This is a genomic window from Frigoribacterium endophyticum (assembly GCF_011759585.1).
Taxonomy (GTDB): Bacteria; Actinomycetota; Actinomycetes; order Actinomycetales; family Microbacteriaceae; genus Frigoribacterium; species Frigoribacterium endophyticum.
The window spans coordinates 367,830-394,322 of sequence record NZ_JAAOYV010000002.1 but is presented as its reverse complement, the minus strand read 5'-3'; the positions used below and the strand labels follow the sequence as shown (position 1 = coordinate 394,322).

The 26,493-nt window shown below is 73.9% G+C and carries 23 protein-coding genes and 1 riboswitch; of the genes, 17 read left to right on the top strand and 6 right to left on the bottom strand.

The annotated features are described in order from the left end of the window. The 6 genes from FHR77_RS09190 to FHR77_RS09165 are packed head-to-tail and all read left to right on the top strand — an operon-like array spanning window position 1 to window position 7,143. Window positions 1-954, top strand: coding sequence for an ABC transporter permease (locus FHR77_RS09190; RefSeq protein ID WP_056056607.1), 954 nt, complete (start codon window positions 1-3; stop codon window positions 952-954). Continuing rightward, on the top strand, window positions 954-1,832 hold the full coding sequence (locus tag FHR77_RS09185) for an ABC transporter permease (protein ID WP_167259789.1): 879 nt from the start codon (window positions 954-956) through the stop codon (window positions 1,830-1,832). The genes FHR77_RS09190 and FHR77_RS09185 overlap by 1 nt, the downstream gene beginning before the upstream one ends. Before the next feature lie 4 nt (window positions 1,833-1,836). After that, on the top strand, window positions 1,837-3,729 hold the full coding sequence (locus FHR77_RS09180) for a gamma-glutamyltransferase family protein (protein WP_167261273.1): 1,893 nt from the start codon (window positions 1,837-1,839) through the stop codon (window positions 3,727-3,729). After that, window positions 3,713-5,401, top strand: a complete 1,689-nt coding sequence (locus tag FHR77_RS09175; protein ID WP_167259787.1) for a dipeptide ABC transporter ATP-binding protein — start codon at window positions 3,713-3,715, stop codon at window positions 5,399-5,401. Before FHR77_RS09180 ends, FHR77_RS09175 begins: the two co-directional genes overlap by 17 nt. A gap of 30 nt (window positions 5,402-5,431) precedes the next feature. Further along, a complete protein-coding gene (locus FHR77_RS09170; RefSeq protein ID WP_341777299.1) occupies window positions 5,432-6,220 on the top strand; it encodes a GntR family transcriptional regulator in 789 nt (262 codons plus the stop codon). Further along, a complete protein-coding gene (locus FHR77_RS09165; protein WP_056056601.1) occupies window positions 6,217-7,143 on the top strand; it encodes an acetamidase/formamidase family protein in 927 nt (308 codons plus the stop codon). The genes FHR77_RS09170 and FHR77_RS09165 overlap by 4 nt, the downstream gene beginning before the upstream one ends. Window positions 7,144-7,164: 21 nt before the next feature. On the opposite strand, the gene FHR77_RS09160 is transcribed toward FHR77_RS09165, so the two are convergent. From FHR77_RS09160 to FHR77_RS09140, 5 genes are all read right to left on the bottom strand, one after another. Next, window positions 7,165-8,025, bottom strand: coding sequence for an ABC transporter permease (locus FHR77_RS09160; protein ID WP_056056599.1), 861 nt, complete (start codon window positions 8,023-8,025; stop codon window positions 7,165-7,167). Beyond that, window positions 8,012-9,013, bottom strand: a complete 1,002-nt coding sequence (locus FHR77_RS09155; protein WP_341777297.1) for an ABC transporter ATP-binding protein — start codon at window positions 9,011-9,013, stop codon at window positions 8,012-8,014. Before FHR77_RS09155 ends, FHR77_RS09160 begins: the two co-directional genes overlap by 14 nt. Further along, window positions 9,010-10,134, bottom strand: coding sequence for a LolA family protein (locus FHR77_RS09150; RefSeq protein ID WP_167259785.1), 1,125 nt, complete (start codon window positions 10,132-10,134; stop codon window positions 9,010-9,012). Before FHR77_RS09150 ends, FHR77_RS09155 begins: the two co-directional genes overlap by 4 nt. Before the next feature lie 199 nt (window positions 10,135-10,333). Further along, window positions 10,334-10,648: an antibiotic biosynthesis monooxygenase gene (locus FHR77_RS09145; protein WP_167259783.1), complete on the bottom strand. Its 315-nt coding sequence runs from the start codon at window positions 10,646-10,648 to the stop codon at window positions 10,334-10,336. A 71-nt stretch (window positions 10,649-10,719) separates the two neighbouring features. Further along, window positions 10,720-11,202 carry an FBP domain-containing protein gene (locus FHR77_RS09140; protein WP_167259781.1) on the bottom strand — a complete coding sequence of 161 codons (483 nt, stop codon included), beginning with the start codon at window positions 11,200-11,202 and terminating at the stop codon, window positions 10,720-10,722. Between the two features lie 185 nt (window positions 11,203-11,387). Here FHR77_RS09140 and FHR77_RS09135 point away from each other — a divergent pair, with 185 nt between their 5' ends. From FHR77_RS09135 to gcvP, 7 genes are all read left to right on the top strand, one after another. After that, window positions 11,388-12,206 carry a putative protein N(5)-glutamine methyltransferase gene (locus tag FHR77_RS09135; RefSeq protein ID WP_167259779.1) on the top strand — a complete coding sequence of 273 codons (819 nt, stop codon included), beginning with the start codon at window positions 11,388-11,390 and terminating at the stop codon, window positions 12,204-12,206. Between the two features lie 51 nt (window positions 12,207-12,257). Beyond that, window positions 12,258-12,716, top strand: coding sequence for an SseB family protein (locus FHR77_RS09130; protein WP_167259777.1), 459 nt, complete (start codon window positions 12,258-12,260; stop codon window positions 12,714-12,716). Window positions 12,717-12,853: 137 nt separating this feature from the next. Continuing rightward, complete coding sequence (locus tag FHR77_RS09125) at window positions 12,854-13,345, top strand: hypothetical protein (RefSeq protein WP_167259775.1); 492 nt, start codon at window positions 12,854-12,856, stop codon at window positions 13,343-13,345. After that, the gene (locus FHR77_RS09120; RefSeq protein WP_167259773.1) at window positions 13,342-14,733 is read left to right on the top strand and encodes an HD domain-containing protein; all 1,392 of its coding nucleotides are present in this window, start codon (window positions 13,342-13,344) and stop codon (window positions 14,731-14,733) included. Before FHR77_RS09125 ends, FHR77_RS09120 begins: the two co-directional genes overlap by 4 nt. Before the next feature lie 73 nt (window positions 14,734-14,806). After that, window positions 14,807-14,910, top strand: a riboswitch (glycine riboswitch). 221 nt (window positions 14,911-15,131) lie between these two features. Further along, a complete protein-coding gene (gcvT, locus tag FHR77_RS09115; protein ID WP_167259771.1) occupies window positions 15,132-16,451 on the top strand; it encodes a glycine cleavage system aminomethyltransferase GcvT in 1,320 nt (439 codons plus the stop codon). Window positions 16,452-16,570: 119 nt separating this feature from the next. Further along, window positions 16,571-16,948, top strand: a complete 378-nt coding sequence (gene gcvH, locus FHR77_RS09110) for a glycine cleavage system protein GcvH (protein ID WP_167259769.1) — start codon at window positions 16,571-16,573, stop codon at window positions 16,946-16,948. Window positions 16,949-17,049: 101 nt separating this feature from the next. Continuing rightward, a complete protein-coding gene (gene gcvP, locus FHR77_RS09105; protein WP_243861755.1) occupies window positions 17,050-19,878 on the top strand; it encodes an aminomethyl-transferring glycine dehydrogenase in 2,829 nt (942 codons plus the stop codon). Between the two features lie 81 nt (window positions 19,879-19,959). Here gcvP and FHR77_RS09100 read toward each other — a convergent pair whose 3' ends face one another. Then, the gene (locus tag FHR77_RS09100) at window positions 19,960-20,754 is read right to left on the bottom strand and encodes a CPBP family intramembrane glutamic endopeptidase (RefSeq protein WP_341777398.1); all 795 of its coding nucleotides are present in this window, start codon (window positions 20,752-20,754) and stop codon (window positions 19,960-19,962) included. Window positions 20,755-21,036: 282 nt separating this feature from the next. Between FHR77_RS09100 and FHR77_RS09095 the strand changes: the two genes are divergently transcribed. From FHR77_RS09095 to FHR77_RS09080, 4 genes are all read left to right on the top strand, one after another. After that, a complete protein-coding gene (locus FHR77_RS09095; protein WP_056056580.1) occupies window positions 21,037-22,662 on the top strand; it encodes a peptide ABC transporter substrate-binding protein in 1,626 nt (541 codons plus the stop codon). Between the two features lie 133 nt (window positions 22,663-22,795). Next, window positions 22,796-23,725: an ABC transporter permease gene (locus FHR77_RS09090; RefSeq protein WP_056056578.1), complete on the top strand. Its 930-nt coding sequence runs from the start codon at window positions 22,796-22,798 to the stop codon at window positions 23,723-23,725. After that, window positions 23,715-24,671 (top strand): ABC transporter permease, encoded by a 957-nt coding sequence (locus FHR77_RS09085; RefSeq protein WP_056056576.1) that lies wholly within the window; start codon window positions 23,715-23,717, stop codon window positions 24,669-24,671. Before FHR77_RS09090 ends, FHR77_RS09085 begins: the two co-directional genes overlap by 11 nt. Next, window positions 24,668-26,428 (top strand): dipeptide ABC transporter ATP-binding protein, encoded by a 1,761-nt coding sequence (locus tag FHR77_RS09080; RefSeq protein WP_167259763.1) that lies wholly within the window; start codon window positions 24,668-24,670, stop codon window positions 26,426-26,428. The genes FHR77_RS09085 and FHR77_RS09080 overlap by 4 nt, the downstream gene beginning before the upstream one ends. Window positions 26,429-26,493 lie beyond the last annotated feature (65 nt).

Sequence of the window (26,493 nt, the reverse complement as noted above, 5' to 3'; positions counted from 1 at the left end):
ATGACGCGCTACCTCCTCACCCGCCTGTGGCAGTCGGCCGTGACGCTCGTGCTCGCCTCGGTCGTCGTCTTCCTCGGCGTGCGGCAGCTGCCGGGCGACCCGGCCCTCGCCCTCGCGGGTGAGGAGGCGAGCCCGGAGCAGGTCGCGGCCATCCGCGCCGACCTCGGGCTCGACGACTCGCTCGTCGTGCAGTACCTGCGCTTCGCCGGCGCCTTCCTCCGCGGCGACCTCGGGCAGTCCACCCGCACGGGGACGCCGGTCACCGAGCTGATCGGGGCGACCCTGCCGGTGACCCTGTGGCTGGCGCTCTACGCGATCGTCGTGGCCGTCGTCGTCGGGGTCGCCCTGGGCGTCGTCGCCGAGCGCTGGCGCGGCCGCTGGCCCGAGTGGATGGCCAACGCCGCCGCCCTCGTCGGGCTCAGCGTGCCGAACTTCTGGCTCGGCATCCTGGCCATCCTGTGGCTGGCCGTCGGGCTGGGGCTCTTCCCCGCCTCCGGCTACGTGCCCGTCAGCGACGACCCGTGGCAGGCGCTCGTGCACCTGACGCTGCCGGCGCTCATCCTGGGCACGTCGCTCGCCGCCGTGATCATGCGGCAGACGCGGGCGTCGATGATCGAGACGATGACGACCGACTACGTCCGCACCGCCCGGGCGAAGGGCCTCGGCCGCGGCCGCGTGCTGCTCCGCTACGGGCTGCGCAACTCGATGATCGTCGTCGTGACGATCGTCGGCCTGCAGCTCGGCGGGCTCATCTCGGGCGCCGTCGTCACCGAGCGCATCTTCGCGCTGCCGGGCTTCGGCAAGCTCACCCTCGACGCGGTCTTCACCCGCGACTACCCGGTGGTGCAGGCCGTCGTGCTCGTCATCACCCTCGGCTACATCCTCATCAACCTCGTGGTGGACGTGCTCTACAGCGTCCTGAACCCGCGCATCCGAGTCGGAGGAGCCTCCTGATGACCGTCCTCGTGCCCACCACCCACGAGCTCGGCTCGGCCCGCGGTCGCGTCTGGGGCCAGCTGCGGCGCAACAAGCTCGGCGTCGCGGGCGCCGTGATGCTGCTCGTCGTCGTCGTGGCCGGCGTGCTCGCCCCGGTGATCGCGCCCTACGGCCCCGCCGAGGTGCACTTCGACACGCCCTTCCAGCTGCCCGGCACCGTCGGGTTCCTGCTCGGCACCGACGACCTCGGTCGCGACATCCTCTCGCGCACCGTCTACGGCATCCGCGTCTCGCTCGTCGTCGGCGTGCTCAGCGTGCTGCTCGCGGTCGTCGTCGGCACCCCGCTCGGCCTCGTCGCCGGGTACTGGCGCTGGCTCGACGCGATCGTCTCGCGGCTCACCGACGTCATGCTCGCCTTCCCCTTCCTCATCATCGCGGTGGCGCTCGCCGCCATCAGCGGGCCGAGCCTCGGCAACGCCGTGGTCGCGCTCGGCATCGCGCAGATCCCGACGATGATCCGCGTGGTGCGCGGCGAGACGCTGCGCATCCGCTCGAGCGACTTCGTGCTGAGCGCCCGCACCATGGACGCCACCGGGCTCCGCGTGATCTTCACGCACGTGCTGCCGAACTGCGTCTCGGCGATCATCGTCCAGGCGACCGTGATCATGCCCGTCGCGGTGATCGGGGAGGCGCTGCTGTCGTTCCTGGGGCTCGGCATCCAGCCGCCGACGGCCAGTCTGGGCATCATGCTCTCCGACGCGCAGCAGTACCTCTCGAACGCCCCGTTCGCCGCCGTCGTGCCGGGCCTCGCCATCGCCGTCATCTGCCTCGGCTTCAACCTCGTCGGCGACGCGCTCCGCGACGCCCTCGACCCGACCTCCCGTGAACGGAACTGACCCCGTGACCTACACCGCGCCTCCGGCGTTCACCACCCGGCCCGACCTGCGGGGCACCGTCGGCATGACGGCCTCGACCCACTGGCTCGCGACGGCCTCGGCCCAGTCGGTGCTCGAGCGCGGCGGCAACGCCTTCGACGCCGCCGTCGCCGGCGCCTTCGTGCTGCACGTCGTCGAGCCGCACCTCAACGGCCCCGGCGGCGACATGACGGCGGTCTTCGCGACCGCCGACGAGCCCGGCCGCCCCGTCGTGCTGATGGGGCAGGGCCCCGCGCCCGCCGCCGCGACGGTCGAGCACTACCGCGCCGAGGGCCTCGACCTCGTGCCCGGCTCGGGCGCCCTCGCCGCCGCCGTGCCCGGCGCCGTCGACGCGTGGCTGCTGCTGCTCCGCGACCACGGCACGTGGGAGCTCGCCGACGTGCTCGCCTACGCGATCGGCTACGCCCGCGACGGCCACCCGCTCACCGCCCGCGTCAGCGAGACCATCGCGGCCGTCACCGACCTCTTCACCGAGCACTGGCCCACGTCGGCCGACCGCTGGCTCGTCGACGGCGCCCCGCCCGAGCCGGGCTCGCTGGTGACCAACGAGGCGTACGCCCGGGTGCTCGACGGGCTGGTGAGCGCGGGAGGCGCGGTGCCGGTCGCCGGGGAGGGCTCCGGCCCCGCCGCCGGGGAGGCCGCCCGTCGCGCCCGCGTCGACGCCGCCCGCACCGAGTGGGCCGAGGGCCTCGTCGCGCGCTCGGTCGACGCGTTCGTGCGGGCCCCGCACCGGCACTCGACCGGGACCGACCACGCCGGCGTGATCCGCGCCTCCGACCTCGCGGCCTTCCGGGCCTCGACGGAGGAGGCGGCGACCGTCGAGTTCCGCGGCCACGTCGTCGCGAAGACCGGCGCGTGGGGCCAGGGGCCGGCGCTGCTGCAGGTGCTCACGATGCTCGAGCCGCTGCCCGACGAGCTGCTCGACCCGTCGACCGCCGACGGCGCGCACACGATCATCGAGGCCCAGAAGCTCGCGATGGCCGACCGGGAGGCCTGGTACGGCGACCGCGACGTGCCGCTCGACCGGCTGTTGTCGCCCGGGTACGCGGCCGAGCGCCGCGCCCTGATCGGCCCGGCCGCCTCGCTCGAGCTGCGGCCGGGCGACCCCGGAGGAGCAGGAGTCGCGGGTCGGCTGCCGACGCTGCGCACCGACCACGAGACCACGGCCAGCGGCGTCGGCGAGCCCACCGTCGGCTCGTTCGCCGCGGTGCCCGCCGACGACGCCCGTCAGCCGGGCGCCGAGCCCGACGTCGCGCCGACCGGCGAGACGCGCGGCGACACGTGCCACATCGACGTCGTCGACCGCTGGGGCAACATCGTCTCGGCGACGCCGTCGGGGGGCTGGCTGCAGTCGTCGCCGACGATCCCCGAGCTCGGCTTCTGCCTCGGCAGCCGCCTGCAGATGTCGTGGCTGGAGGAGGGCACGGCCTCGACGCTCGAGCCCGGCCGCCGCCCCCGCACCACGCTGACGCCCACGCTCGTGCTGCGCGACGGCCAGCCGGTCGCGGCGCTGGGCTCGCCCGGCGGCGACCAGCAGGACCAGTGGCAGCTGCTCTGGCTGCTGCGCACCCTCGTCGGCGGCTGGACCCCGCAGCAGGCGATCGACGCGCCCGCGCTGCACACCACCGCCTTCCCCGGCTCGTTCTGGCCCCGCACCTGGACGCCCGGCGGCGTCGTCGTCGAGGACCGCCTCGGCGACGACGTCATCGCCGAGCTCGAGCGTCGGGGCCACGTCGTCACCCGCGCCGGCGACTGGTCGCTCGGCCGGCTGTCGAGCGTCACCCGAGACCCCGCGAACGGCGTGCTGGGCGCCGCCGCCAACCCCCGAGGAGCACAGGCCTATGCCGCAGGACGCTGACCGCGTGACCACCCCGACCGGCACCGCGGGCCCGCCCGCTGCGCCCGCCTCGCCCGCCGAGCCCCTGCTCGCCGTGCGCGGGCTGCGGGTCGCGTTCGGCGACCGCGACGTCGTGCACGGCGTCGACCTCGACGTCGCCCGCGGCGAGCGGGTCGCCATCGTCGGCCAGTCCGGCTCGGGCAAGTCGACCGTCGTCGCCGCGGTGCTGCAGCTGCTGCCCGGCGCCGGCCACGTCACCGGGGGCAGCGTGCACCTCGGCGGCGACGAGCTGACCGGGGCGGGCGAGGCGCGCATGCGCTCCGTGCGCGGGGCGCGCATCGGCCTCGTCCCGCAGGACCCGTCGACCAACCTCAACCCGTCGATGACCGTCGGCGCGCAGGTCGCCGACGCCCTCCGCGCCGGGGGAGCGCGCGGCCGGGCCACGGTCGCCCGCCGCGTCGTCGAGCTGATGACCGAGGCGGGCATCCCCGACGCCGACCGCCGGTCGGGGCAGTACCCGCACGAGTTCTCGGGCGGCATGCGCCAGCGCGTGCTGATCGCGGTGGCCCTGGCCCGCGACCCCGAGCTGCTGATCGCCGACGAGCCGACCAGCGCGCTCGACGTCACGGTGCAGCGGCAGATCCTCGACCACCTGCAGACCCTCGTCGACGCCCACGGCACGTCGCTGCTCTTCATCACGCACGACCTCGGCGTCGCGGCCGACCGCACCGACCGCATCGTCGTCATGCTCGACGGCCGCGTCGTCGAGCAGGGCACGCCGCGCCAGATCCTGCTCGACCCCCAGCACGAGTACACGAAGCGCCTCGTGGCGGCCGCGCCGACCGTCGCGGCCGCCGCCGCGCTGCGGGCCGAGGAGCCCGTGGGCCAGGAGGGGCAGGAGGCGCGGGCCGACCCCATCCTCGTGGTCCGCGACCTGGTCAAGGAGTACCGCCTGCGGGGTCGCCGCGGCGAGACCGTCCGCGCCGTCGACGGCATCTCGTTCGAGGTGCCGCGGGGCACCACGACCGCGGTGGTGGGCGAGTCGGGCTCGGGCAAGACGACGCTCTCGCGCATCGTGCTCGGCATCGAGCCGGCCACCTCGGGCACCGCGCTGATCGACGGCGAGGGCATCACCGCCAGCCGGGGAGCCGCGCGTCGGGCCCTCCGACGACGGGTGCAGCCCGTCTTCCAGGACCCGTACGGCTCGCTCGACCCGACCTACAGCGTCGAGCGGCTGGTCGACGAGCCCCTGCGCGTCTTCGGCGTCGGCGACCGCGCGTCGCGTCGGGCACGCGTGGCCGAGCTGCTCGACCAGGTCGCCCTGCCCCGCTCGGTGGCGCAGAGCCGGCCCGGCGAGCTGTCGGGCGGCCAGCGACAACGGGTGGCGATCGCCCGGGCGCTCGCGCTCGAGCCCGAGCTGCTCATCTGCGACGAGGCCGTCTCCGCCCTCGACGTGCTCGTGCAGGAGCAGATCCTCGAGCTGCTCGCCGAGCTGCAGGGGCGCCTGGGCCTGAGCTACCTCTTCATCACGCACGACCTCGCGGTGGTGCGGCAGATCGCCCATAGTGTGGTGGTGATGCGGCGCGGCCGCATCGTCGAGCGGGGCAGCGTCGACGACGTCTTCCTCTCGCCGACCGACGAGTACACCCACCACCTCCTAGGAGCGATCCCCGGTGCCAGCCTGGCCGTCTGACCCCCTGACGCACGCCCGAGCGGGGGCGTCGTGCTGAGCATCGTCGACGCCGTGCGCGCCGACATCGTCGCCGGGGCCCTCCAGCCCGGCACGCGCATCACCGAGGCGGCGCTCGCCGAGCGCTACGGGGTGTCGCGCGTGCCGGTGCGCGAGGCCCTGCGCGGCCTCGAGGCGGAGGGGTTCGTCGAGTCACGGCCGAACGTCGGGTCGCGGGTCGCCGAGATCCCCGTCGACGAGGCCGACGACCTCTTCGCGGTGCGGGAGGCCCTCGAGATCTCGACCGCGCGGCGGGCCGCGGCCCGGGCACGCCAGCTCTTCACGCGCGACGAGCCGGCCGACGACTGGCAGCGGGTGCGACGCAGCCTCGAGCAGCTGCTCGACGACGGCGACGCCGCGATCGAGGTCGGCGACCTCGACCGGCTCGTCGAGCTCAACGAGCGGTTCCACATCGGGGTGGCCGAGCTGAGCGGCAGCATGACGCTGGCGACCCTGCTGCGGCAGCTCTCGCGCAAGATCGAGTGGCTCTACGCCCTCGACACGTTCTCGCGCGGCAAGCGGCTCTGGCCCGACCACCGGGTCATCCTCTCGGCGATCGACGCCGGCGACGCCGACCGGGCCGCCGAGCTGATGGGCTGGCACGTCCGCGAGTCGCGCATCGGCTACCTCAGCCGGACGGCCCCGGCGGAGGTCGTCGACGAGCTCCGGGCGACGCCGCCCGTGGTCGTCCCGGCGCGCGCCACCGCGGTCGGAGGCGCGACGGCGGTGGCCGCCTCGGCCCGGGCCACGCCCGCGCCCGTCGTGGGGGAGGGCGCCGCGTGACCGCCCACCGCCTCGACCCCACGCGCGAGACGACGAACGACGTCTACTCGCGCGACCACCGGCCCGTGCTCACGGTCGACCCCGGCGACACCGTCGTCGTGGGCTCGCTCGACGCCTCGGGCCACCTCGAACGGCAGACGACGCCGGGCGAGCTCCGCCCGCGCCTGTTCGAGCCCGCCCGCGGCCACGCCCTCACCGGCCCCGTGGCCGTCCGCGGCGCGCGCCCCGGCCAGGTGCTCGCCGTCACCTTCGTCGACCTGCGGCCCGGCGAGTGGGGCTGGACGGTCGCCGGCGGCCGCGAGACCCCCGTGACCACCCGCCTCGGCCTCGCCGACGTCGAGCCCTCCTGGCTGCTGTGGGAGATCGACGCCGACGCCGGCACGGCCACCGAGAGCCGGGGCCTCACCGTGCCGACGGCGCCCTTCCTCGGCGTCACCGGGGTGGCGCCCGCCGAGCCGGGCGAGCACGCGACGACGCCGCCGCGCGCCACGGCCGGCGGCAACATCGACTGCCGCGAGCTCGTCGCGGGCTCCGTCCTCTACCTGCCCGTGCAGGTCGACGACGCCCTGCTCTACCTCGGCGACGGCCACGCGGCGCAGGGCGACGGCGAGGTCGGCGGCACCGCGGTGGAGTGCCCCATGACGACGGAGGTGCGGGTCGACCTGGTCGACGACCGCCCGCTCGACGGGATCCACGCCGAGACCCCGGCCGGGCGCGTCACCTTCGGGTTCGATGCCGACCTCGACGTCGCGACCGGCGACGCGCTCGACGCGATGGTGACCTGGCTCGCCGTGCTGCTCGACGTCGACCGGGCGACGGCCCTGGCCTTCGCCAGCGCCGTCGTCGACCTCCGCGTCACGCAGGTCGCGAACCAGACCTGGGGCGTCCACGCCGTGCTGCCGACCGGGGCCCTCGGCCTCTGAGCGGTGCCCCACCAGCTCAGCTCAGCTGAGGACGTCCTTCGTGGTGAAGCGGCCGAGCGCGAGCGCGCCGAACACGGCGACGTAGCCCGCCTGCAGCAGGGCGTTGTCGGCGAAGTTCCCCCACGAGACGGGGTCGCGCATCAGGTCGGCGAAGCCGAGCCAGTAGTGGGTGAACAGCCAGGGGTCGAGGGCGTCGAGCTGCGGCAGGGCGTCGACGATCTGGGCCACGGTCGAGAGCACGATGGTCGCGGCCATGGCGCCCACCGGCACGCTCGTCAGCGTCGACGCGAAGAGGCCGATCGCGCTGAGGCCGAGCAGCGAGATCGTCACGTAGAGCGCCATCAGCAGCAGGCGGCCGACGTAGTCGCCCACGCCGATGGTCTGCCCCGAGAGCAGGGTGACCGGCCCGACGGGGAAGAGCGCCGCGCCGGCGATCGCGCCGAAGACGACGACGACGAGGGTGGCCACCAGGCAGAAGAGGGCCGCCCCGGCGTACTTGACGAGCACCAGGCGCACCCGCCCCACGGGCGTCACGAGGAGGTAGCGCAGGGTGCCGAGGCTCGCCTCGCCGGCGACGGTGTCGCCGGCGACCACGCCCACGGTGAGCGGCAGGAAGAGCGGGATCGCCACCGTGAGCGCCGTCAGCGACACGAAGAGGCCGTTCTGGGTGATGTCGCCGAGGAAGGCCGGGCCGTCGCCGCCGCCCTCCGACCCGTCGGTCGTGACGCGCACGGCGACGGCGAGCAGCACGGGGATGAGCGCGAGGGCCGCGAGCAGCGCGATCGTGCGCACGCGCCGGAAGAGCACGGCGACCTCGCTGCCGAGCAGCGCGAGGCCGCTGCCCCGGCGGGCGGGGCGGGCGGGGGCGTCAGCCGGCGACATCGAAGCCCTCCCCGGTCAGGTCGACGAAGCGGTCCTCCAGGCTGGCGCCGGCGACCTCGAAGCCGCGCACGCGCACGTCGGCCGCCACGAGGGCGGCGACGATCGACTCGGGCGAGGGGCCCGGCTGCGGCAGCTCGGCCTCGACGTGCGTCGGCCCGGTGCCGGGCGCCGTGCCGACCGGGTCGGGCGCGAGGCCCAGGCGCGTGAGCACCTCGCGGGCCGGCCCGGGGTCGGGGGTCAGCAGCCGCACCCGGTGGGCGCCGAGGGCTCGCAGGTCGTCGAGCGTGCCCTGCGTGAGCAGGCGACCGGCGCTCATCACGCCGATGTGGGTGCACATCTGCTCGACCTCCGCGAGGAGGTGGCTCGAGACGAAGACCGTCGTGCCCTCGTCGGCCAGGGAGCGGATGAGGCCACGCACCTCGCGCGTGCCCTGCGGGTCGAGTCCGTTGCTCGGCTCGTCGAGCACGAGCAGGTCGCGCGGCATGAGCAGGGCGGCGGCGAGGCCGAGGCGCTGCTTCATGCCGAGCGAGTAGGCGTGGGCCTTCTTGTCGGCGGCGTGGCCGAGGCCGACACGGTCGAGCGCGGCGCCGACGCGGGCCCGGCGGGTCGCCGACGGCGCGCTCCGGTCGCCCGAGTCGAGGCGGGCGAGGTTCGCCCGGCCCGAGAGGAAGGGGTAGAAGGCCGGGCCCTCGACGAGCGCGCCGACGCGGGGCAGGACGTCGCGCGACCGCTCGGGCATCGACTCGCCGAGCACGCGCGCCTGGCCGTCGGTCGCGGAGGTGAGGCCGAGGAGCATGCGGATGGTGGTCGTCTTGCCCGAGCCGTTCGGCCCGAGGAACCCGTAGACGCTGCCGCGCGGCACCGCGAGGTCGACGTCGGCCACGGCGCGCTGCCGGCCGAAGGCCTTGCTGAGCCCCCGCGTCTCGATCGCCAGGGCGTCGTCGGCGGGGGCCTCGGCGGCGGCCTCGGTCACCGGGCTGTCGGTCACCGGCCGACGGCGGCGGTGCGGAGGGCGTCGGCGTCCACGGACCCCACCCACACCCGGCCGTCGTCGGCCAGGAAGACGCTCACCAGCGAGGTCTGCAGCACGCGGCCCCCGTCGACGGCGGTGGTCACCTGGTCGAGCAGCGCGGCGGCGTCGCCGGCGTCTCCCTCGGCCTGGTCAGCGGGCTGGCCGCCCACCGCTGCGTCCGTCGACGTCGAGGCCGGCAGGCCGACGACGGTGCTCCAGCCCGACCCCACGACGGTCGGGCGCTCGCCCTGGGCGTCGGAGCCGTGGCCGTCGTGGCCGGTGCCCTCGGCGGGCGGCGTGACCTCGGTGACGTCGGCCCCGGCGGGCGCCGTGAAGTCGAACACGTCGGAGTCGGGGGCCCGGAAGTCCACGTCGGTGAAGCCCACCGAGAAGGCCGGGTCGGCCTGGCCCTTCGCGGCCACGACGACCTTGAGGGGCACGCCGGTCTCGGCGTCGACGGTGAGCGTGGCGCTGCCGACGAGCGTCGAGGCGTCGTCGGGGGTGAGGACGATCTGGTACGCGTCACGGCCGGCGACGGAGACGTCGTCGCTCGTGGTCACGGTCGTGCTGGGCTCGACGGCGGCCACGAGCGCGTCGGCCAGCTCGGCGGGCGTCTGCGGCACCGCGGTGCCGTCGGGCAGCGTGCTCGGCAGCTCGCGGGCCTCGTGCTCCGGCAGGGTGGCGTGCGTCGCCTCCTTGGTGCTGCTGTCCCAGGCCCAGACGCTGTCGCCGTCGCGCACGACGTCGCGCTCGGCGAGGTCCTCCACGACCTGGACGCGCTGCTTCGACGGCCCGTCGACGAAGACCTGGGCGGTGTGGCTGCCGGTCAGCAGCTCGAGGGCCTGCGAGACGGAGTCGCCCGAGCCCCCGCGCGAGGCCGAGGCCGGCAGCTCGGGCAGGCCCAGGTCGCTGGTCTGCTCGACGGTGCCGGAGAACGCGGCGTCGGAGCTGCCCGCGATCATCTGGAGGATCTGCGACGCCGACTTGTCGGGCAGCGAGACCTCGGCGTTCGCCGAGACGGCGGGCACGACGACCCCGGCGGCGACGACGGCGACCGGGACGGCCGCGGCGGTGATCCAGCGGGCGGACTTCTTCATGGTGACGACACCTCTCGGGTCGACCCGGACGGGTCGGCGACTGGGCAGCAGGGTACGCGGGAAGCCTGGAGTCCACTGGGGACGCGGGGCACGGCACTTCGACGTCGAGGCACCCGCTCTCGCAGAGGAACCCCGTCCTCGCCCGGGAACCCCGCCGCGGCAGGGTTCCGGGGTGACGACGGGGTTCCCCAGGCGCGGGCTAGAGCTCGACGACCTCGAACTCGAGCAGGTCGGCGCCCGAGGCGACGGGCCGGCGCGGGGCGTCGGCACCGTCCGCGGGAGGCCCGGCGTGGGCTGCCTTCGCGCCCGTCTCGGACCACGCGCGGAACGACTCCTCGTCGGCCCAGGTCGTGACGACGAAGTACCGCGACTCGCCCGCGACGGGGCGGAGCAGCTGGAACCCCTCGAAGCCGGGGGCCCCGTCGACCGAGTGCTTACGGGCGGCGAAGCGCGACTCCAGCTCGGAGCCGGCCCCCTCGGGCACGTGGATGGCGTTGATCTTGACGACGGACACGGGGTCTCCCTCTGCGGTTCGTGGGGCGGGGTGCCGACCGGCACCGCGCCTCCTCGACGATAGGGCGGTGGTCAGGCCGTCTTCAGGACGTTCGCCGTGAATCCTCGGACGCGCTCGGTGAGGCCCGCGGCCCGGCGGTCGATCTGCTCGGGCGGGTTGAGGTGCGGCGGCGCGACCCGGATCAGCAGCGAGCACGCGAGGTCCTCGCAGATGTAGGTGCCGACGGTGTCGCCGTTGGCTCCCGCCTCGCCCGCCTTCGGCGCCGTGAAGAGCCGCACCTGCGTGGCCGGCTGGGGGGAGTGGCAGAGCGAGCACATCGCCGCGATGCCGGGGCGGAGCGAGGCGCCGGAGGAGCGCACGACGAGGCCCACCGGGCGGTCGTCGACCCAGTGCACGATGTAGCCGCGCTGGTGGGCCTGCGGGTCGCGCCAGCCGAGGAACTCGCGCTCGCTCCAGAGCATCTCGTGCAGGCCGGGGATGGGCAGGCGGTCCAGGTCGCCCGGCAGGGCGTTGACGAACGACTCGCGGATGTCGGACTCGGTCAGCGGCTTCATGTTCTCCCTCGTGCCGTCGGTGCTGCGAGCCTACGCGGCCCGGCTCCGCCGCCGCCGGGCGTGGGCCTGGTGCGGTGCGGGTGCCGTGCCGTGCCGATGCGGCGGGTCCCTGTCCTCGTGGGCGGGCCCGCGCCGGCCCGCCGGGGAGGACGGCGACCCGCCGCACCCGGGCCTACGCTGGCGGCGTGGTCGAGCAGCGGGCGGGGCAGGGCGACGAGCAGCACGTCGTCGAGCGCCTGCGCGCCGCCGGCTGTGTCTTCGCGGAGGACGAGGCCCGGCTGCTCGTCGAGGCCGCGACCGGCAGCGAACGGGAGGCGATGGTCCGTCGCCGCGTCGCGGGCGAGCCCCTCGAGCAGGTGCTCGGCTGGGCCTCGTTCGACGGCCTGCGCGTCCCCGTCGTGCCGGGCGTGTTCGTCCCGCGTCGCCGCACCGAGCTGCTCGTCGACGTCGCCGACGCCCTCCTCCGTGCCGCGGGCCCCGGCGCGCCCGTCCGCCCCGTCGTCGTCGAGCTCTGCTGCGGCGTCGCCGCCGTCTCCGCGGCCCTGCTGCACCGCCGCCCCGCCCTCGACCTCGTGGCGGCCGACCTCGACCCCGCCGCGGTCGGCCGTGCCCGGCGCACCCTCGGCGACCGCGCGTCCGTGCTCGAGGGCGACCTGTTCCGGCCGCTGCCCCCGCGCCTCCTCGGCCGGGTCGACGTGCTGGTCGCCAACGCGCCGTACGTCCCGACGAGCGCGATCGCGACGATGCCGCCCGAGGCGCGCCTCCACGAGTCCGTGCTCGCCCTCGACGGCGGCGCCGACGGCCTCGACCTGCACCGGAGGATCGCGGGGGAGGCGCGGGCCTGGCTCGCCCCCGGCGGCAGCCTCCTGGTCGAGACGAGCGAGGCGCAGGCCGACGCCACGGAGGCCCTGCTGGCCGCCGCCGGCCTGGCGACCCGCGTGCACCGCGACGACGACCGCGACGCGACGGTCGTCGTGGGCCGGGCGGAGGCGCGGGTCGGCTGACGCGCCGACCCCACGGAGCCGACTCGGAGGTCGAGCGGGCAGGATCGACGGATGACCGCTACGGAGAACCGCGAACCCACCGCCCTCGAGCAGGCCATCAGCAAGGGCCAGGCAGGGGAGGGAGACATGAACTCCGTCCTCGCCGAGTTCGTCAACTCGCAGGTCGTGGTGCCCACCGCGACCGACGCCCAGGAGTCCCTGAACGACCTGCAGCCCGTGCTGTTCGACCGCGAGGGCACGCCGATGCTCGCCGCCTTCACCCACGTCGACATGGTCGGCGAGCAGGTGAAGGGCGTGGCGCAGTTCACGGCCGTGCTGCCCGCCGCCGAGCTCGTGCAGGCCATCCCGGCCCAGACCGGCCTCGTCGTGAACCCCGGCAACGCCGAGGGCTTCGAGATGCTGCCCGAGGGCGTGGCCCAGCTCGCCGGCGACGTGCGCGCGCTGGTGGCGGCCCACCAGGCCGCCGGCTCGCCCGAGCCCGGTCAGCCCGGCACGCCCGCCCAGGCCTGACGCCCCGGCTCGACCGCGCCGCGTCTCGATCGCCCACCCGGATCGGCCGCGAGCTCGACCCCGCCCCGCCCGACCTCCCCGACGCCCCGACCGCGACCCCGCGGCCGGGGCGTCGTCCGTGGCAGGATCGGCGCACCATGACCTCCGCCACGCCGCAGCCCACCGACGTCGTCTCCGCCGCCCTCGCGATGCCCCCGTCGCCCGCGGTCGTCTTCCGCTCGAGCGCGGAGGAGGCGCTGCCCGCGACGCCGCTCCGCGTCACGGTGCCGACGCCCGCGAGCCTCGACCCGCTGGTGGCCTCCGACAACCTCGGCTGGCCGACGCTCGTCGCCGTCGTCACGCGCACGGGCCGCGACCTCTCGGCGCTCTCGTCGCAGCCCTGGCAGCGTGAGTGGCTGCTGCTGCCGGGCACGACGTACGTGGCCGTGCCCTCGCCGCCCGAGCTGCTCGCCGGGGTGCGCGTGCTCGTGCTCGACGAGGTCGTCGACGACGGGGGCGCCTCGCAGGCCCAGCTCCCGCCCGACATCGCCGTGCTCATGGCGCACGTGCGCGACGCGGTGCTCGCGGCCGACGAGCGCGACGACGTGCCGGTGCCGTTCCCCGGCCGCTTCACCGGCCCCCTGGCGTGACCGACGCGGGCGGCCGCCGGGCCGCACCGGGCCTCGTCGTGCCGACCCGCGCCTCCTCGGCCGTCGTCGGCGTGCTGACGGACCTCGGCCTCCGCCCCCTCGTGGTGGGCGGCACCGTGCGCGACGCGCTGCTCGCCGAGCGGCGCGGCCTGCCGCCCGAGCCTCCCCGCGACCTCGACCTCGAGGCGCACGGCGACGTGTCGACCGAGGTGCTCGGGGCCGCGCTCGCCCCGCTCGGCCCCGTCGCCGTCCGCGGCGCGGCCTTCCTCGTCGTCTCGGTCGTCGTCGACGGCGAGGAGGTCGAGGTGTCGGTCGAGCCGCTCGTGGCGGGCCGGAGCGTCGCCGAGGCCGACCGAGCCGCCGCCGCCCGTCGCGACCTGACCGTCGGCGCCATCGCCTGGGACCCGGTCTCGCACGAGCTCGTCGACCCGCACGGCGGCGAGGCCGACCTCGCGCGCGGCGTGCTGAGGCACGTCTCCGAGCACTTCGGCGACGACCCGCTGCGCGGCCTCCGCGTCGTGCAGCTGGCCGGCCGGCTCGGCTTCGCGGTCGCCGCGGAGACCGCCGCCCTCTGCCGCGAGCTGCTGCCCGCCGCGGCCGACCTGCCCGTCGAGCGGATCTGGGCCGAGTGGCGGAAGCTCGCCCGCCGGGCGGTCCACTGGCCGGAGGCGCTGGTCGCCCTGGAGCAGACCGGCTGGCTCGCGCGGTGGCCCGACCTCGCGGCCGTGCGCGACGTGCCGCAGGACCCGGCCTGGCACCCCGAGGGCGACGTGTGGACCCACCTCGGGCTGGCGGCCCGCGCCGCGGCCACGGCCGCCGAGGAGGAGGGCACCGACCCGGCCGACCGTGAGGTGGCCGTGCTCGGGGCCCTGCTGCACGACCTCGGCAAGGCCACGCACACGCAGCTCGGCGACGACGGGCGCGTGCGGTCGCTCGGGCACGCCGAGGCCGGGGTCGACCCCGCCCGGCGCACGCTCGCCGCGATGGGGGCGCCCCGCGCCGTCGTGGAGCGGGTGCTGCCGGTCGTCCGCGAGCACATGACCCACGTCTCGGTGCCGGGGCGTCCCTCCGGCCCCGCCGTGCGACGGCTGCGCCGACGGCTCGCGCCGGCCGGGCTCGACGACTGGGCGCGGGTGGTCGACGCCGACGCGGCCGGGCGGGCCGGGGCGTCCCGTCGGGGGGCCGCCGACGCCTGGCGCGAGGTCTCCGCGGCGACGCCGCGGACGCCGGGGCGCGGCCTGCTCACGGGGCGCCACCTCATCGACGCGGGGCTGACGCCCGGGCCGGTGTTCCGCGAGACGCTCCGGGCCGCGGCGGCGGCGGAGGACGACGAGGCCTACGTCGACGAGGCCGGCGCGGTGCGCTGGCTGGCCGCTCGGCTCGGCTGAGCCGCTCGCCCTCACGAAACCTGCTCGTCACACGCCGCCTGTAGGCTGCCCCCACAACCGAACATCGGGCCACGAACACGTCGCGGGAGAGCTCCGGTGCGCAGATGCTGCGCCGACCGGGCACCGAAGGAGCAAGCTCCCCGCCAATCTCTCAGGTACGCGTACCGCGACGGACTGGCCACTCTGAAAAGCAGGAGGCACCGCGCCGTCGTCAGGTCGGCCGACGTCCTCCTCGCCCACGGTGAAAGCCGACCTCGGTCGGTGAAGCTCTCAGGCCCATGACAGAGGGGGAGCCGCGACCAGCGACGCTGGCCGCTGCCCACCCCGTCGTGCAGGTGCTGCACGGCATCGCTCCCGGCCGGCGACACCCGCGGCCGGGCCGTCCCTCCAGGAGTCCGATGTCCGACGCGTCCTCGAACCTGCCCGCCGCCCCCGGCCCCACCGACGCCGACCTCGTCGACGACGAGCTCGAGCCCGAGGCCCCCGCGGCCACCGAGGCGGTCGGCGACGTCGTCACCGGCGACGACGGCACCGAGGGGGTCGCGACCGGCCCGGGCGCCGGCGACCTCGACGTCGTCGACGGCGCGGAGGCCGAGGCGCTCGCCGCCGACGAGCCCGACGAGCGCCTGAGCCCGCTGCACGACGTCCACGTCGCCGCGGGCGCGAGCTTCACCGACTTCGCCGGCTGGCAGATGCCCGTCCGCTACAGCTCCGACCTCGCCGAGCACCACGCCGTGCGCACCGCCGCCGGCCTCTTCGACCTCTCGCACATGGCCGAGATCGCCGTCTCCGGCCCCGAGGCCGGGGCCTTCCTCGACCGGGCGCTGGCCGGCACCCTCTCGACCATCGCGGTCGGCCGCGCGAAGTACTCGCTGCTGCTCAGCGCCGAGGGCGGCATCGTCGACGACCTGGTCGTGTACCGGCTCGACGACGACGACTTCCTCGTCGTGGCGAACGCGTCGAACCGCGACGCGGCCTTCTCCGCCCTCGCGACCCGCGCCTCCGGCTTCGACGTCACGGTCGACGACGAGAGCGACGACACCGCGCTGATCGCGATCCAGGGGCCCGAGGCCGAGGGCGTCCTCGACGAGCTGGTCACGAGCGACCGCCTCCAGCCCGACGCGCCGCTGTCGACCCTCCGCTACTACCGCGTGCTGCAGGCCACCTTCGACGACGCCCCCGTGCTGATCGCCCGCACCGGCTACACCGGCGAGGACGGCTTCGAGCTCTACCTCGCCCCCGAGACCGCACCTGAGCTGTGGGCGGCGCTCGCCGAGGCCGGCGCGCCCCGCGGCGTCGTCCCCGCCGGCCTCGCCAGCCGCGACACCCTCCGCCTCGAGGCCGGCATGCCGCTCTACGGGCACGAGCTCGGCCTCGACGTGCGACCCGCCCAGGCCGGGCTCGGCCGCGTCGTCGACACCTCGAAGGAGTTCGTCGGCAAGGCCGGCGTCGAGCCCGCGCCCGACGCCCGCGTGCTCGTCGGCCTCGCGCTCGAGGGCCGTCGTGCCGCCCGCGCCGGCTACCCGGTGGTCACCGACGACGGCACGGTCGTCGGCGAGGTCACCTCGGGGGCGCTCTCGCCGACCCTCGGCCACCCCGTCGCCATGGCGTTCGTCGACCCCGAGGTCGTCGAGCGGGGCCCCGGCCTCGCCGTCGACGTGCGCGGCACGGCGATCCCGGCGGCGGTCGTCCCGCTGCCGTTCTACAAGCGCTCCTAGCCCGGCCGCGGCCGGCCCGCCCGGCCGGCACCGCGCCTCCCGCACCGCCCTCCCTGCACCGCCCCCACGACCCCAGCCCCTGCCTCCGTCGCACGACGGCCCCCACGAAAGGCCCGGCCATGACCGACCTCACCGCCCTGAAGTACACCTCCGAGCACGAGTGGCTGCTCATCGACGGCGACACCGCCACCGTCGGCATCACCGACTACGCGGCCGACAAGCTCGGCGACGTCGTCTACGTCGACCTGCCCGCCGAGGGCACCGAGGTCGAGACCGGCAAGGTCGTCGGCGAGATCGAGTCGACCAAGTCGGTCGGCGAGCTCTTCGCCCCGGCGCTCGGCACCGTGCTCGAGGCGAACCAGGCCGTCGTCGACAGCCCCGACCTCGTCAACAGCGACCCGTTCGGCGAGGGCTGGCTGATCAAGATCACCCTGTCGTCGAGCGACCAGGTCGGCCTCCTCTCTCGCGACGAGTACGTCGCCCTGACCGCCGAATGAGCGCCGTGACCGAGGGCAGCGTGTTCGGCGACTGGTCCGACCGCGCCGCGACCGGCTTCGTCGACCGCCACGTCGGCACGACCACGGCCGAGCAGCGCGCCATGCTCGACGTGCTGGGGCACGACAGCGTCGCCTCGCTCGTGAGCGCCGCGGTGCCCGACAGCATCCACGCGTCCGCCGTCGAGGGCTCGGTGCTGCCCGCCCCGATCGGCGAGGAGGAGGCGCTGGCCGAGCTCCGCGGGCTCGCCGACCGCAACCGCGCCTCCCGCAGCATGATCGGCCTCGGGTACCACGACACCGTGACCCCGGCCGTGATCCGCCGCAACGTGCTCGAGAACCCGAGCTGGTACACGGCCTACACGCCGTACCAGCCCGAGATCTCGCAGGGCCGCCTCGAGGCCCTGATCAACTTCCAGACCATGGTCTCCGAGCTGACCGGCCTGACGACCGCCAACGCGTCGATGCTCGACGAGGGCACGGCCGTCGTCGAGGGCATGCTGCTCGCTCGCCGCGCGTCGAAGGCGCCGAGCGACGTCTTCGTCGTCGACGCGGACGCACTGCCGCAGACCAAGGCGCTGCTGGCCGGCCGGGCCGAGGCCGTCGGCGTCGAGATCGTCGAGCTCGACCTCGCGACGACCGCGCCCGCCGACCTGCCGGCCGCCTTCGGCGTCTTCGTGCAGTACCCGGGCGCCTCGGGCGCCGTGTGGGACCCTGAGCCCGTCGTCGAGGCCGCGCACGCGGCCGGGGGCCTCGCGGTCGTCGCCGCCGACCTGCTCGCGATGACCCTGCTGCGGGCGCCCGGCGAGTTCGGCGCCGACGTCGCCGTCGGCACGAGCCAGCGCTTCGGCGTGCCGATGGGCTTCGGGGGGCCGCACGCGGGCTACATGGCCGTCCGCACCGGGCTCGAGCGTCAGCTGCCCGGGCGCCTCGTCGGCGTCTCGCAGGACGCCGAGGGGCACCCCGCCTACCGGCTCAGCCTCCAGACGCGCGAGCAGCACATCCGCCGCGAGAAGGCGACCTCGAACATCTGCACCGCCCAGGTGCTGCTCGCCGTGATGGCCTCGATGTACGCGGTGTACCACGGCCCCTGGGGCCTCCGGCACATCGCCGGGCGCGTGCACGACCACGCCGTCGACCTCGCCGCGGCGATCACGGCCAGCGACCTCGAGCTCGAGCGCGACACGTTCTTCGACACCCTGCAGGTCTTCGTGCCCGGCCGGGCCCGGGAGGTCGTCGCGAGCGCCCACGAGCGCGGCTACCTGCTCTGGGCCGTCGACGACGACTGCGTGCGCTTCTCGTTCGACGAGACGACCACGCGCGACGACGTCGCGGTGGTGGCCGACGTGCTCGGCGTCACGCTGCCCCCGCTCGACGCGGCGGCCCGGGTCGAGGTCCTGCCCGAGGCGGCCCTCCGCACCTCCGACTACCTGACGCACCCGGTCTTCCGCACCCACCGCAGCGAGACCAGCATGATGCGCTACCTCAAGCACCTCGCCGACAAGGACTACGCGCTCGACCGCGGAATGATCCCCCTCGGCAGCTGCACGATGAAGCTCAACGCCGCGACCGAGATGGCCGCGGTGACCTGGCCCGAGTTCGCCGGGGTCCACCCGTTCGCCCCGGCCTCCGACGTCGAGGGCTACCTCGAGATGATCGGCCAGCTCGAGGGCTGGCTCGCGGAGGTCACCGGCTACGACACCGTCTCGCTGCAGCCGAACGCGGGCAGCCAGGGCGAGCTCGCCGGCCTCCTCGCGATCCGCGGGTACCACCGCGCGAACGGCGACCTCGACCGCACGGTCTGCCTCATCCCGCAGAGCGCGCACGGCACGAACGCCGCCAGCGCCGTCCTCGCGGGCCTCCGCGTCGTCGTCGTCGCCTGCAACGAGCAGGGCGACGTCGACCTCGCCGACCTGAGGGCCAAGGTCGCCGAGCACGCCGACGACCTCGCCGCGCTGATGATCACGTACCCGTCGACGCACGGCGTCTACGAGCACGACATCCGCGAGGTGACCGACGCCGTCCACGCGGCCGGCGGCCAGGTCTACGTCGACGGGGCGAACCTCAACGCCCTGCTCGGCGTCGCGCGCTTCGGCGAGTTCGGGGGCGACGTCTCGCACCTCAACCTCCACAAGACGTTCTGCATCCCCCACGGCGGCGGCGGCCCCGGGGTCGGGCCGGTCGCGGCCAAGGCGCACCTCGCGCCGTTCCTGCCCGGCCACCCGCTCGCGCAGCAGGCCGACCGCCGCACCGGTGCCTCCGCCGCCGGTGCGGGCGAGCGCCTCGCGCACGGGGGCGTCCCCGTCTCGAGCGCCCCCTACGGGTCGCCGAGCATCCTGCCGATCAGCTGGACCTACGTCCGGATGATGGGCACGGAGGGCCTCACCGCCGCGACCGGCGCCGCCGTGCTCGCCGCGAACTACGTCGCCGCCCGCCTGCGCGAGCACTACCCGGTGCTGTACTCGGGCGAGAACGGCCTCGTGGCGCACGAGTGCATCCTCGACCTGCGCCCGCTCCGCGACGCCACCGGCGTGACGGTCGACGACGTCGCGAAGCGCCTGGTCGACTACGGCTTCCACTCGCCGACGATGTCGTTCCCGGTCGCCGGCACGCTGATGGTCGAGCCGACCGAGAGCGAGGACCTCGCCGAGATCGACCGCTTCGTCGACGCGATGATCGCCATCAGGGCGGAGGCCGACCAGGTCGCCGCCGGTCGCTGGTCGGTGGAGGAGAGCCCGCTGCGCGGAGCGCCGCACACGGCGGAGTCGGTCATCTCGGGGGAGTGGTCCCGCGACTACACCCGCGACGAGGCCGTCTACCCCGTCCGGTCGCTCGTGCGCGGCAAGTACTGGCCGCCGGTGCGCCGCATCGACCAGGCCTGGGGCGACCGCAACCTGTTCTGCGCCTGCCCGCCGGTGGAGGCGTTCGCCTAGGCCGCGTGCCCCCGACGGACGGCGAACCGATGGACGGCGCCCCGGCCGCCCCGCGAGAGCGGAGCGGCCGGGGCGCCGTCGTCAGCTCGGCAGGCCGAAGAACGCGGGGAAGGTCGCGGCGGCCCACGGGTAGCCCACGAAGACCGCGGCGTCCATCAGCACGTGCGCGACGACGAGCGGCAGCACGCGGCCGGTGCGCGCGTACAGCCAGCCGAAGGCCAGCCCCATCACGAGGTTGCCGACGAACGCGCCGAACCCCTGGTACAGGTGGTACGTGCCCCGGAGCAGGGCCGCCGTGACGATGATCGGCCAGGTCCGCCAGCCGAGGTCGCGGAGGCGCGCGAAGAGGTAGGCGACGACGATGACCTCCTCGGTGACGCCGGCGCGCAGCGCCGAGAGCAGCAGCACCGGCACCGTCCACCAGTGCTGCGCGAGGTCGGTGGGCACCACGGTCACCGTGAGGTCGAGGGCCTTCCCGACGAGGTAGAGGCCGATGCCCGGCACGCCGATCGCCAGGGCGATGCCCGCTCCGCCCGCGACGTCGCGGCCCGCGCGCGAGAAGTCGACCCCGAGGCGACCGAGGTGCGGCCGGGCCTCCCGCCAGAGCAGGAAGGCCACCAGCAGCACCGGCACGAGGTCGACCGCGATGCCCATCAGCTGGTAGAGCAGGTCGAAGACCGGCCGGTCGCTGAGCGACGAGTTCAGCGTCGCGGTCTGCTGCGAGAGGGCGACGTCGCGGGTCAGCCGGTTCGCCAGCGACAGGAGCGAGTACACCGCGGAGGCGCCGAGCGACAGGGCGAGGACGATCGCGATCTCGGCCCGCACGCGCCCTCGGGAGGGCACCACGCCGTCGTCCGCCAGCCGGGCCCTCGTCACGTCGCTCACGCGGCTGATCGTACGGGACGGCCACACCTGTCGTGCGGGGCCAGGGATGATAGCGGCAGCCTCGGGGATTCCTCGCAGCAGATCCATGCGAGATGCAGGCCCCACGCGCAACGAACCGTGCGTCGACGCAACGAATCGGCGAGTTGGTTTCCGTCGTGTAACCGTTCTCCGTGAGGTTTGGTGATGCCTCCGGGCGGTGCTTAGGGTACTTGCATCCAACGCGGCACGGCTCATGGGGGCTGTGCTGCGTCCTTTCTTGCATCAGGAGGAACATTGAAGAAGACGCGCACGGGCCTCGGGGCCATCGCCGTCGTGGGGACGGCAGCACTCGTCCTCACGGGCTGCGCCAGCGGCAGCGACGACTCGGGCGACAGCGCCTCGGGCGACTCGTCGGCCGTCATCACGACGAACGGCAACGAGCCGCAGAACCCGCTGATCCCTTCGAACACCACCGAGGTCGGCGGCGGCAAGATCATCGACTCCGTGTTCGCGGGCCTCGTCTCGTACGACGCCAAGGGCGAGCCCGTCAACGACGTGGCCGAGAGCATCACCTCCGACGACAACCAGAAGTGGGACGTCAAGATCCGCGAGGGCCTGACGTTCACCGACGGCACCGACGTGACGGCCGAGTCGTTCACGAAGGCCTGGAACTGGGCGGCGCAGCTCAGCAACGCCCAGGGCGGCAGCTACTTCTTCGACGACATCGAGGGCTTCAGCTACGACGCCGACAGCGAGCTCGCGCTCGAGGTCGTCAGCCCCACCGAGTTCACCGTCCAGCTCAGCGCGCCCGAGGCCGACTGGCCCCTGCGCCTCGGCTACTCGGCGTTCGTCCCGCTGCCCGAGGCGTTCTACGCCGACACGGCGGCCTTCGGCGAGAACCCGATCGGCAACGGCCCGTACAAGCTCGACGGCGAGGGCGCCTGGACGCACAACCAGGACATCAAGCTCGTCACCAACGAGGACTACGACGGCCCGCGCACGCCCAAGAACGGCGGCCTGACCATCACGTTCTACACGACGCAGGACGCGGCCTACGCCGACGCCCAGTCGGGTGTGCTGGACATCCTCGACGCCGTCCCCGACAGCGCCTTCGAGACCTACAAGGACGACTTCCCGGACCGCAACGTCAACCAGGCGGCCGCGATCTTCCAGTCGTTCACCATCCCCCAGTACCTCGAGCACTTCGACGGCACGACGGAGGAGGGCAAGCTCCGCCGCCAGGCCATCTCGATGGCGATCAACCGCGACGACATCACCAAGGTGATCTTCCAGGACACCCGCACCCCCGCCAAGGACTTCACGTCGCCCGTCATCGACGGCTACTCGGACGACCTCGACGGCTCGGACGTCCTCTCGTACAACGAGGACGAGGCCCAGAAGCTCTGGAAGGAAGCCGACGCGATCGCGCCCTACGGCGACACCGTCTTCTCCATCGCCTACAACGCTGACGGTGGCCACCAGGCCTGGGTCGACGCGGCAGCGAACAGCATCGCCGACACGCTCGGCATCAAGGCCGAGGGCAAGTCGTACCCCGACTTCAAGGGCCTGCTCGACGAAGAAGAGAACGACGCGATGACCGGTGCCTTCCGTTCCGGATGGCAGGCCGACTACCCGTCGCTCTACAACTTCCTCGCCCCGCTGTACCAGTCCGGTGCGGGCTCGAACTACGGCCGCTACACCAGCGACGAGTTCGACAGCCTCCTCAAGGAGGGCAGCCAGGCCACGAGCGTCGACGACGCGAACGCCAAGTTCCAGGACGCTCAGGAGGTCCTCTTCAAGGACCTCCCCGTCGTCCCGCTGTGGTACTCCAACGTGACCGGCGTCTACGCCGACACGGTGAGCAACGTCCAGTTCGGCTGGAACTCGGTGCCCCTGTACTACGAGGTCACCAAGAACTAGCAGCGGAGAGGCGACCAGCCTCACCGTCCACGAGGGGGTCCGGAGCAGAGCGATCTGCTGCGGACCCCCTCCGCGGGCGTCCACCACCCACACGATTGCGACCTATGCTCACGCACGACACCGAGGAGGCCTGATGCTCTGGTACACCGGTCGACGGCTCCTCCAATTGATCCCCGTCTTCTTCGGGGCGACGTTCCTCATCTACTTCATGGTCTTCGCCGTGCCGGGCGACCCCGTGGCGGCTCTCTTCGGCGACAAGCAGCCGAGCCCCCAGGTCCTCGAGCAGATCAGGGCTCAGTACAACCTCGACAAGCCCTTCATCGTCCAGTACCTGCTCTACATCGGCGGACTGTTCACGGGCGACCTCGGCACGACCTTCTCCGGTCGTCCCGTGCTGTCCGAGCTGACGCGCGCCTTCCCCATCACCTTCCGCCTCGCGATGCTGGCCCTCGTCTTCGAGGCCGTCGCCGGCATCATCGTCGGTCTGGTCGCCGGTCTCCGCAAGGGCAAGATCTTCGACACGAGCGCGCTCGTCGTGAGCCTGCTGCTCATCTCCGTGCCGATCTTCGTCGTCGGCTTCGTGCTGCAGTACGTCTTCGCCATCAACCTCGGCATCTTCCGCACCACGGTCAGCTCACAGGCCCCGTGGAACGAGCTGGTGCTGCCGGCCCTGGTGCTGGCCTCCGTGTCGTTCGCGTACATCGTGCGACTGACCCGCGCCTCCGTCTCGGAGAACATGAGCGCCGACTTCGTGCGCACCGCCACGGCGAAGGGCCTCACCCGCCGCCGTGTCGTCGGCGTGCACATCCTCCGCAACTCGCTCGTGCCGGTCATCACCTACCTCGGCGTCGACATCGGATCGCTGATGGTCGGTGCCATCGTCACCGAGGGCATCTTCAACATCCAGGGCGTCGGCGGCACCGTCTACAAGGCCATCCAGCTCGGCGAGGGCCCCACCGTCGTGTCGTTCGTGGCCGTGATGGTCATCATCTTCATGCTGGCCAACCTGCTCGTCGACCTGCTCTACGCCGTTCTCGACCCGAGGATCCGCTATGCCAAGTAACGCCTCATCGCCCCTGTCGGCCGACCACTTCGTCGCCGACCTCGAGGAGACGCCCGTCAAGGCCGTCGACGCCGTCGACGAGTCCGAGAAGCCCCGCAGCAGCTGGGACGACGCCTGGGACAGCATGAAGTCCCGCCCGCTGTTCTGGATCTCCGCGGCTCTCATCCTGCTCGTGGTCGTCGTCGCGGTCTTCCCCGGGCTGTTCACCCACACCTCCCCGACGAGCGGCGCCGACCTGCAGTCGAGCAACGAGGGCCCGGAGGCCGGCCACCCGATGGGCTTCACCCGTCAGGGCCTCGACGTCTTCGCCCGCGTCGTCTACGGCACCCGCGCCTCCCTCACGGTGGGCCTGCTCGCGACCGTCATCGTCACGATCATCGGCATCATCGTGGGTTCGCTGGCCGGCTTCTACGGCGGCTGGCTCGACGCGGTCGTCTCGCGGATCGGCGACATCTTCTTCGCCATCCCCACGGTGCTCGGCGCCATCGTCCTCATGTCGGTGCTGCCCTCCCGCACGCCCCTCACGGTGGCCCTGGTGCTGTCGCTCTTCGCCTGGCCCCAGATCGCGCGCATCATGCGCGGTTCCGTGCTCGGCGCGAAGAGCAGCGACTACGTGACGGCGAGCCTCGCGCTCGGCGTCTCGCGGTTCCGCATCCTGCTCCGCCACGTCGTGCCCAACGCCATCACCCCGGTCATCGTCGTCGCCACCGTCTCGCTCGGCACGTTCATCGTCGCCGAGGCGACGCTGAGCTTCCTCGGCATCGGCCTGCCCAGCGGCACCATGTCGTGGGGCAACGACATCAGCCAGGCGAGCGTCTCCATCCGCACGGCTCCGATGACCCTGTTCTGGCCCGCGGCCGCGCTGTCGATCACGGTGCTGTCGTTCCTCATGATGGGCGACGTCGTGCGCGACGCCCTCGACCCGAAGGCGAGGGCCCGTCGATGACGTCCACCTCCACCCGCCCCGAGGGCGCGCCCGGCGCCTCCACCTCGACGGCTCCGCTGCTCGAGATCAAGGGCCTCAAGATCGGCTTCAAGACCCAGGCGGGCTACGTCGACGCCGTGCGGGGCGTCGACCTGACCCTCCGTCAGGGCGAGAGCCTCGCGATCGTCGGCGAGTCGGGTTCCGGCAAGTCGACCACCGCCACCTCGATCATCGACCTCCTGCCCGGCACGGGCACCGTCACGGGCGGCCAGATCCTGTTCGAGGGCCGTGACCTCACGAAGGTCAGCAAGGCCGAGATGCAGGCGCTGCGCGGCCGAGAGATCGGCTACGTCCCGCAGGACCCGATGTCGAACCTCAACCCGGTCTGGAGCATCGGCTTCCAGGTCGAGGAGGCCATCCGGGCCAACGGCGTCGCGACCGGCAAGCAGGCCGTCCGCGAGCGAGCGATCGAGGTGCTGAAGGAGGCCGGGCTCGGTGACGCCGACCAGCGCCTCAAGCAGTTCCCGCACCAGTTCTCGGGCGGCATGCGCCAGCGCGTGCTGATCGGCATCGGCCTGTCGTCGCGCCCGAAGCTGCTCATCGCCGACGAGCCGACCTCGGCCCTCGACGTGACCGTGCAGCGACGCATCCTCGACCACCTCGAGAGCCTGACCCGCGACTACGGCACCTCCGTGCTCTTCATCACGCACGACCTCGGCCTCGCCGCCGAGCGTGCCGAGAAGCTGGTCGTGATGTACAAGGGCCGCGTCGTCGAGTCCGGGCCCTCGAAGGAGATCCTGGCCAACCCGCAGCACCCGTACACGAAGCGCCTGGTCGCCGCGGCGCCGAGCCTCGCGAGCCGCCGGATCCAGTCGGCCCTCACGCCGAACACCGTGCACGACGCCGACGTGTCGGCCGAGGGCGCGGACGACGCCGAGCTGATCGCCCGGGCCCACGCCCGCGAGGAGGCCGGCAAGGCCGACCAGCGCTACATCTCGGTGCAGAACCTGTCGAAGATCTACCAGATCCGTCAGGGCGGCTTCAAGACGACCGAGCTCAAGGCCGTCGACGACGTGTCGTTCGCGATCCCGCGCGGCACGACGATGGCGCTCGTCGGCGAGTCGGGCTCCGGCAAGTCGACCGTGGCGAAGCTCGTGCTGCAGCTCGAGTCGATCTCGTCGGGCACCGTCGAGATCGACGGCCAGAGCGTCGGCGCGCTGAAGGGCAAGGCGCTCTTCGACTTCCGTCGCCGGGTCCAGCCGGTCTTCCAGGACCCGTACGGTTCGCTCGACCCGATGTACAGCGTCGGCAACACGATCGCCGAGCCGCTGGTGACCCACGGCATCGGCGACCGTGCGAGCCGCCAGGCCCGCGTGCGCGAGCTGCTCGAGCAGGTGTCGCTCCCGGCGTCGACGGTCAACCGCTACCCGAACGAGCTCTCGGGAGGTCAGCGCCAGCGCATCGCCGTCGCGCGGGCGCTCGCCCTGAAGCCCGACGTCATCGTGCTCGACGAGGCCGTCTCGGCCCTCGACGTGCTCGTCCAGGGCCAGATCCTCGACCTGCTGACCGACCTGCAGACCGAGCTGGGCCTGACGTACCTCTTCATCACGCACGACCTCGCCGTCGTCCGGCTCATCGCCGACAACGTGGCGGTCATGCAGAAGGGCCGCATCGTCGAGTCGGGCACCACCGACGAGATCTTCGCGGCGCCGACGAAGCAGTACACCCAGGAGCTCCTCGAGGCGATCCCCGGCGCGAACTTCGCCTTCGGGCGCTGAGCCGGTCCTCCCGCCCACCGGGAGAGGGCCCCTCCCGCCGTGTTCGCGCACGGCGAGAGGGGCCC

Excerpts from the sequence above, each read along its gene's own strand:
- FHR77_RS09190 (WP_056056607.1), top strand. The coding sequence starts at position 1 with ATGACGCGCTACCTCCTCACCCGCCTGTGGCAGTCGGCCGTGACGCTC.
- FHR77_RS09185 (WP_167259789.1), top strand. The coding sequence starts at position 954 with ATGACCGTCCTCGTGCCCACCACCCACGAGCTCGGCTCGGCCCGCGGT.
- FHR77_RS09175 (WP_167259787.1), top strand. The coding sequence starts at position 3,713 with ATGCCGCAGGACGCTGACCGCGTGACCACCCCGACCGGCACCGCGGGC.
- FHR77_RS09160 (WP_056056599.1), bottom strand. The coding sequence starts at position 8,025 with ATGTCGCCGGCTGACGCCCCCGCCCGCCCCGCCCGCCGGGGCAGCGGC.
- FHR77_RS09150 (WP_167259785.1), bottom strand. The coding sequence starts at position 10,134 with ATGAAGAAGTCCGCCCGCTGGATCACCGCCGCGGCCGTCCCGGTCGCC.
- FHR77_RS09140 (WP_167259781.1), bottom strand. The coding sequence starts at position 11,202 with ATGAAGCCGCTGACCGAGTCCGACATCCGCGAGTCGTTCGTCAACGCC.
- FHR77_RS09130 (WP_167259777.1), top strand. The coding sequence starts at position 12,258 with ATGACCGCTACGGAGAACCGCGAACCCACCGCCCTCGAGCAGGCCATC.
- FHR77_RS09125 (WP_167259775.1), top strand. The coding sequence starts at position 12,854 with ATGACCTCCGCCACGCCGCAGCCCACCGACGTCGTCTCCGCCGCCCTC.
- gcvT (WP_167259771.1), top strand. The coding sequence starts at position 15,132 with ATGTCCGACGCGTCCTCGAACCTGCCCGCCGCCCCCGGCCCCACCGAC.
- gcvH (WP_167259769.1), top strand. The coding sequence starts at position 16,571 with ATGACCGACCTCACCGCCCTGAAGTACACCTCCGAGCACGAGTGGCTG.
- gcvP (WP_243861755.1), top strand. The coding sequence starts at position 17,050 with ATGCTCGACGTGCTGGGGCACGACAGCGTCGCCTCGCTCGTGAGCGCC.
- FHR77_RS09090 (WP_056056578.1), top strand. The coding sequence starts at position 22,796 with ATGCTCTGGTACACCGGTCGACGGCTCCTCCAATTGATCCCCGTCTTC.
- FHR77_RS09085 (WP_056056576.1), top strand. The coding sequence starts at position 23,715 with ATGCCAAGTAACGCCTCATCGCCCCTGTCGGCCGACCACTTCGTCGCC.
- FHR77_RS09080 (WP_167259763.1), top strand. The coding sequence starts at position 24,668 with ATGACGTCCACCTCCACCCGCCCCGAGGGCGCGCCCGGCGCCTCCACC.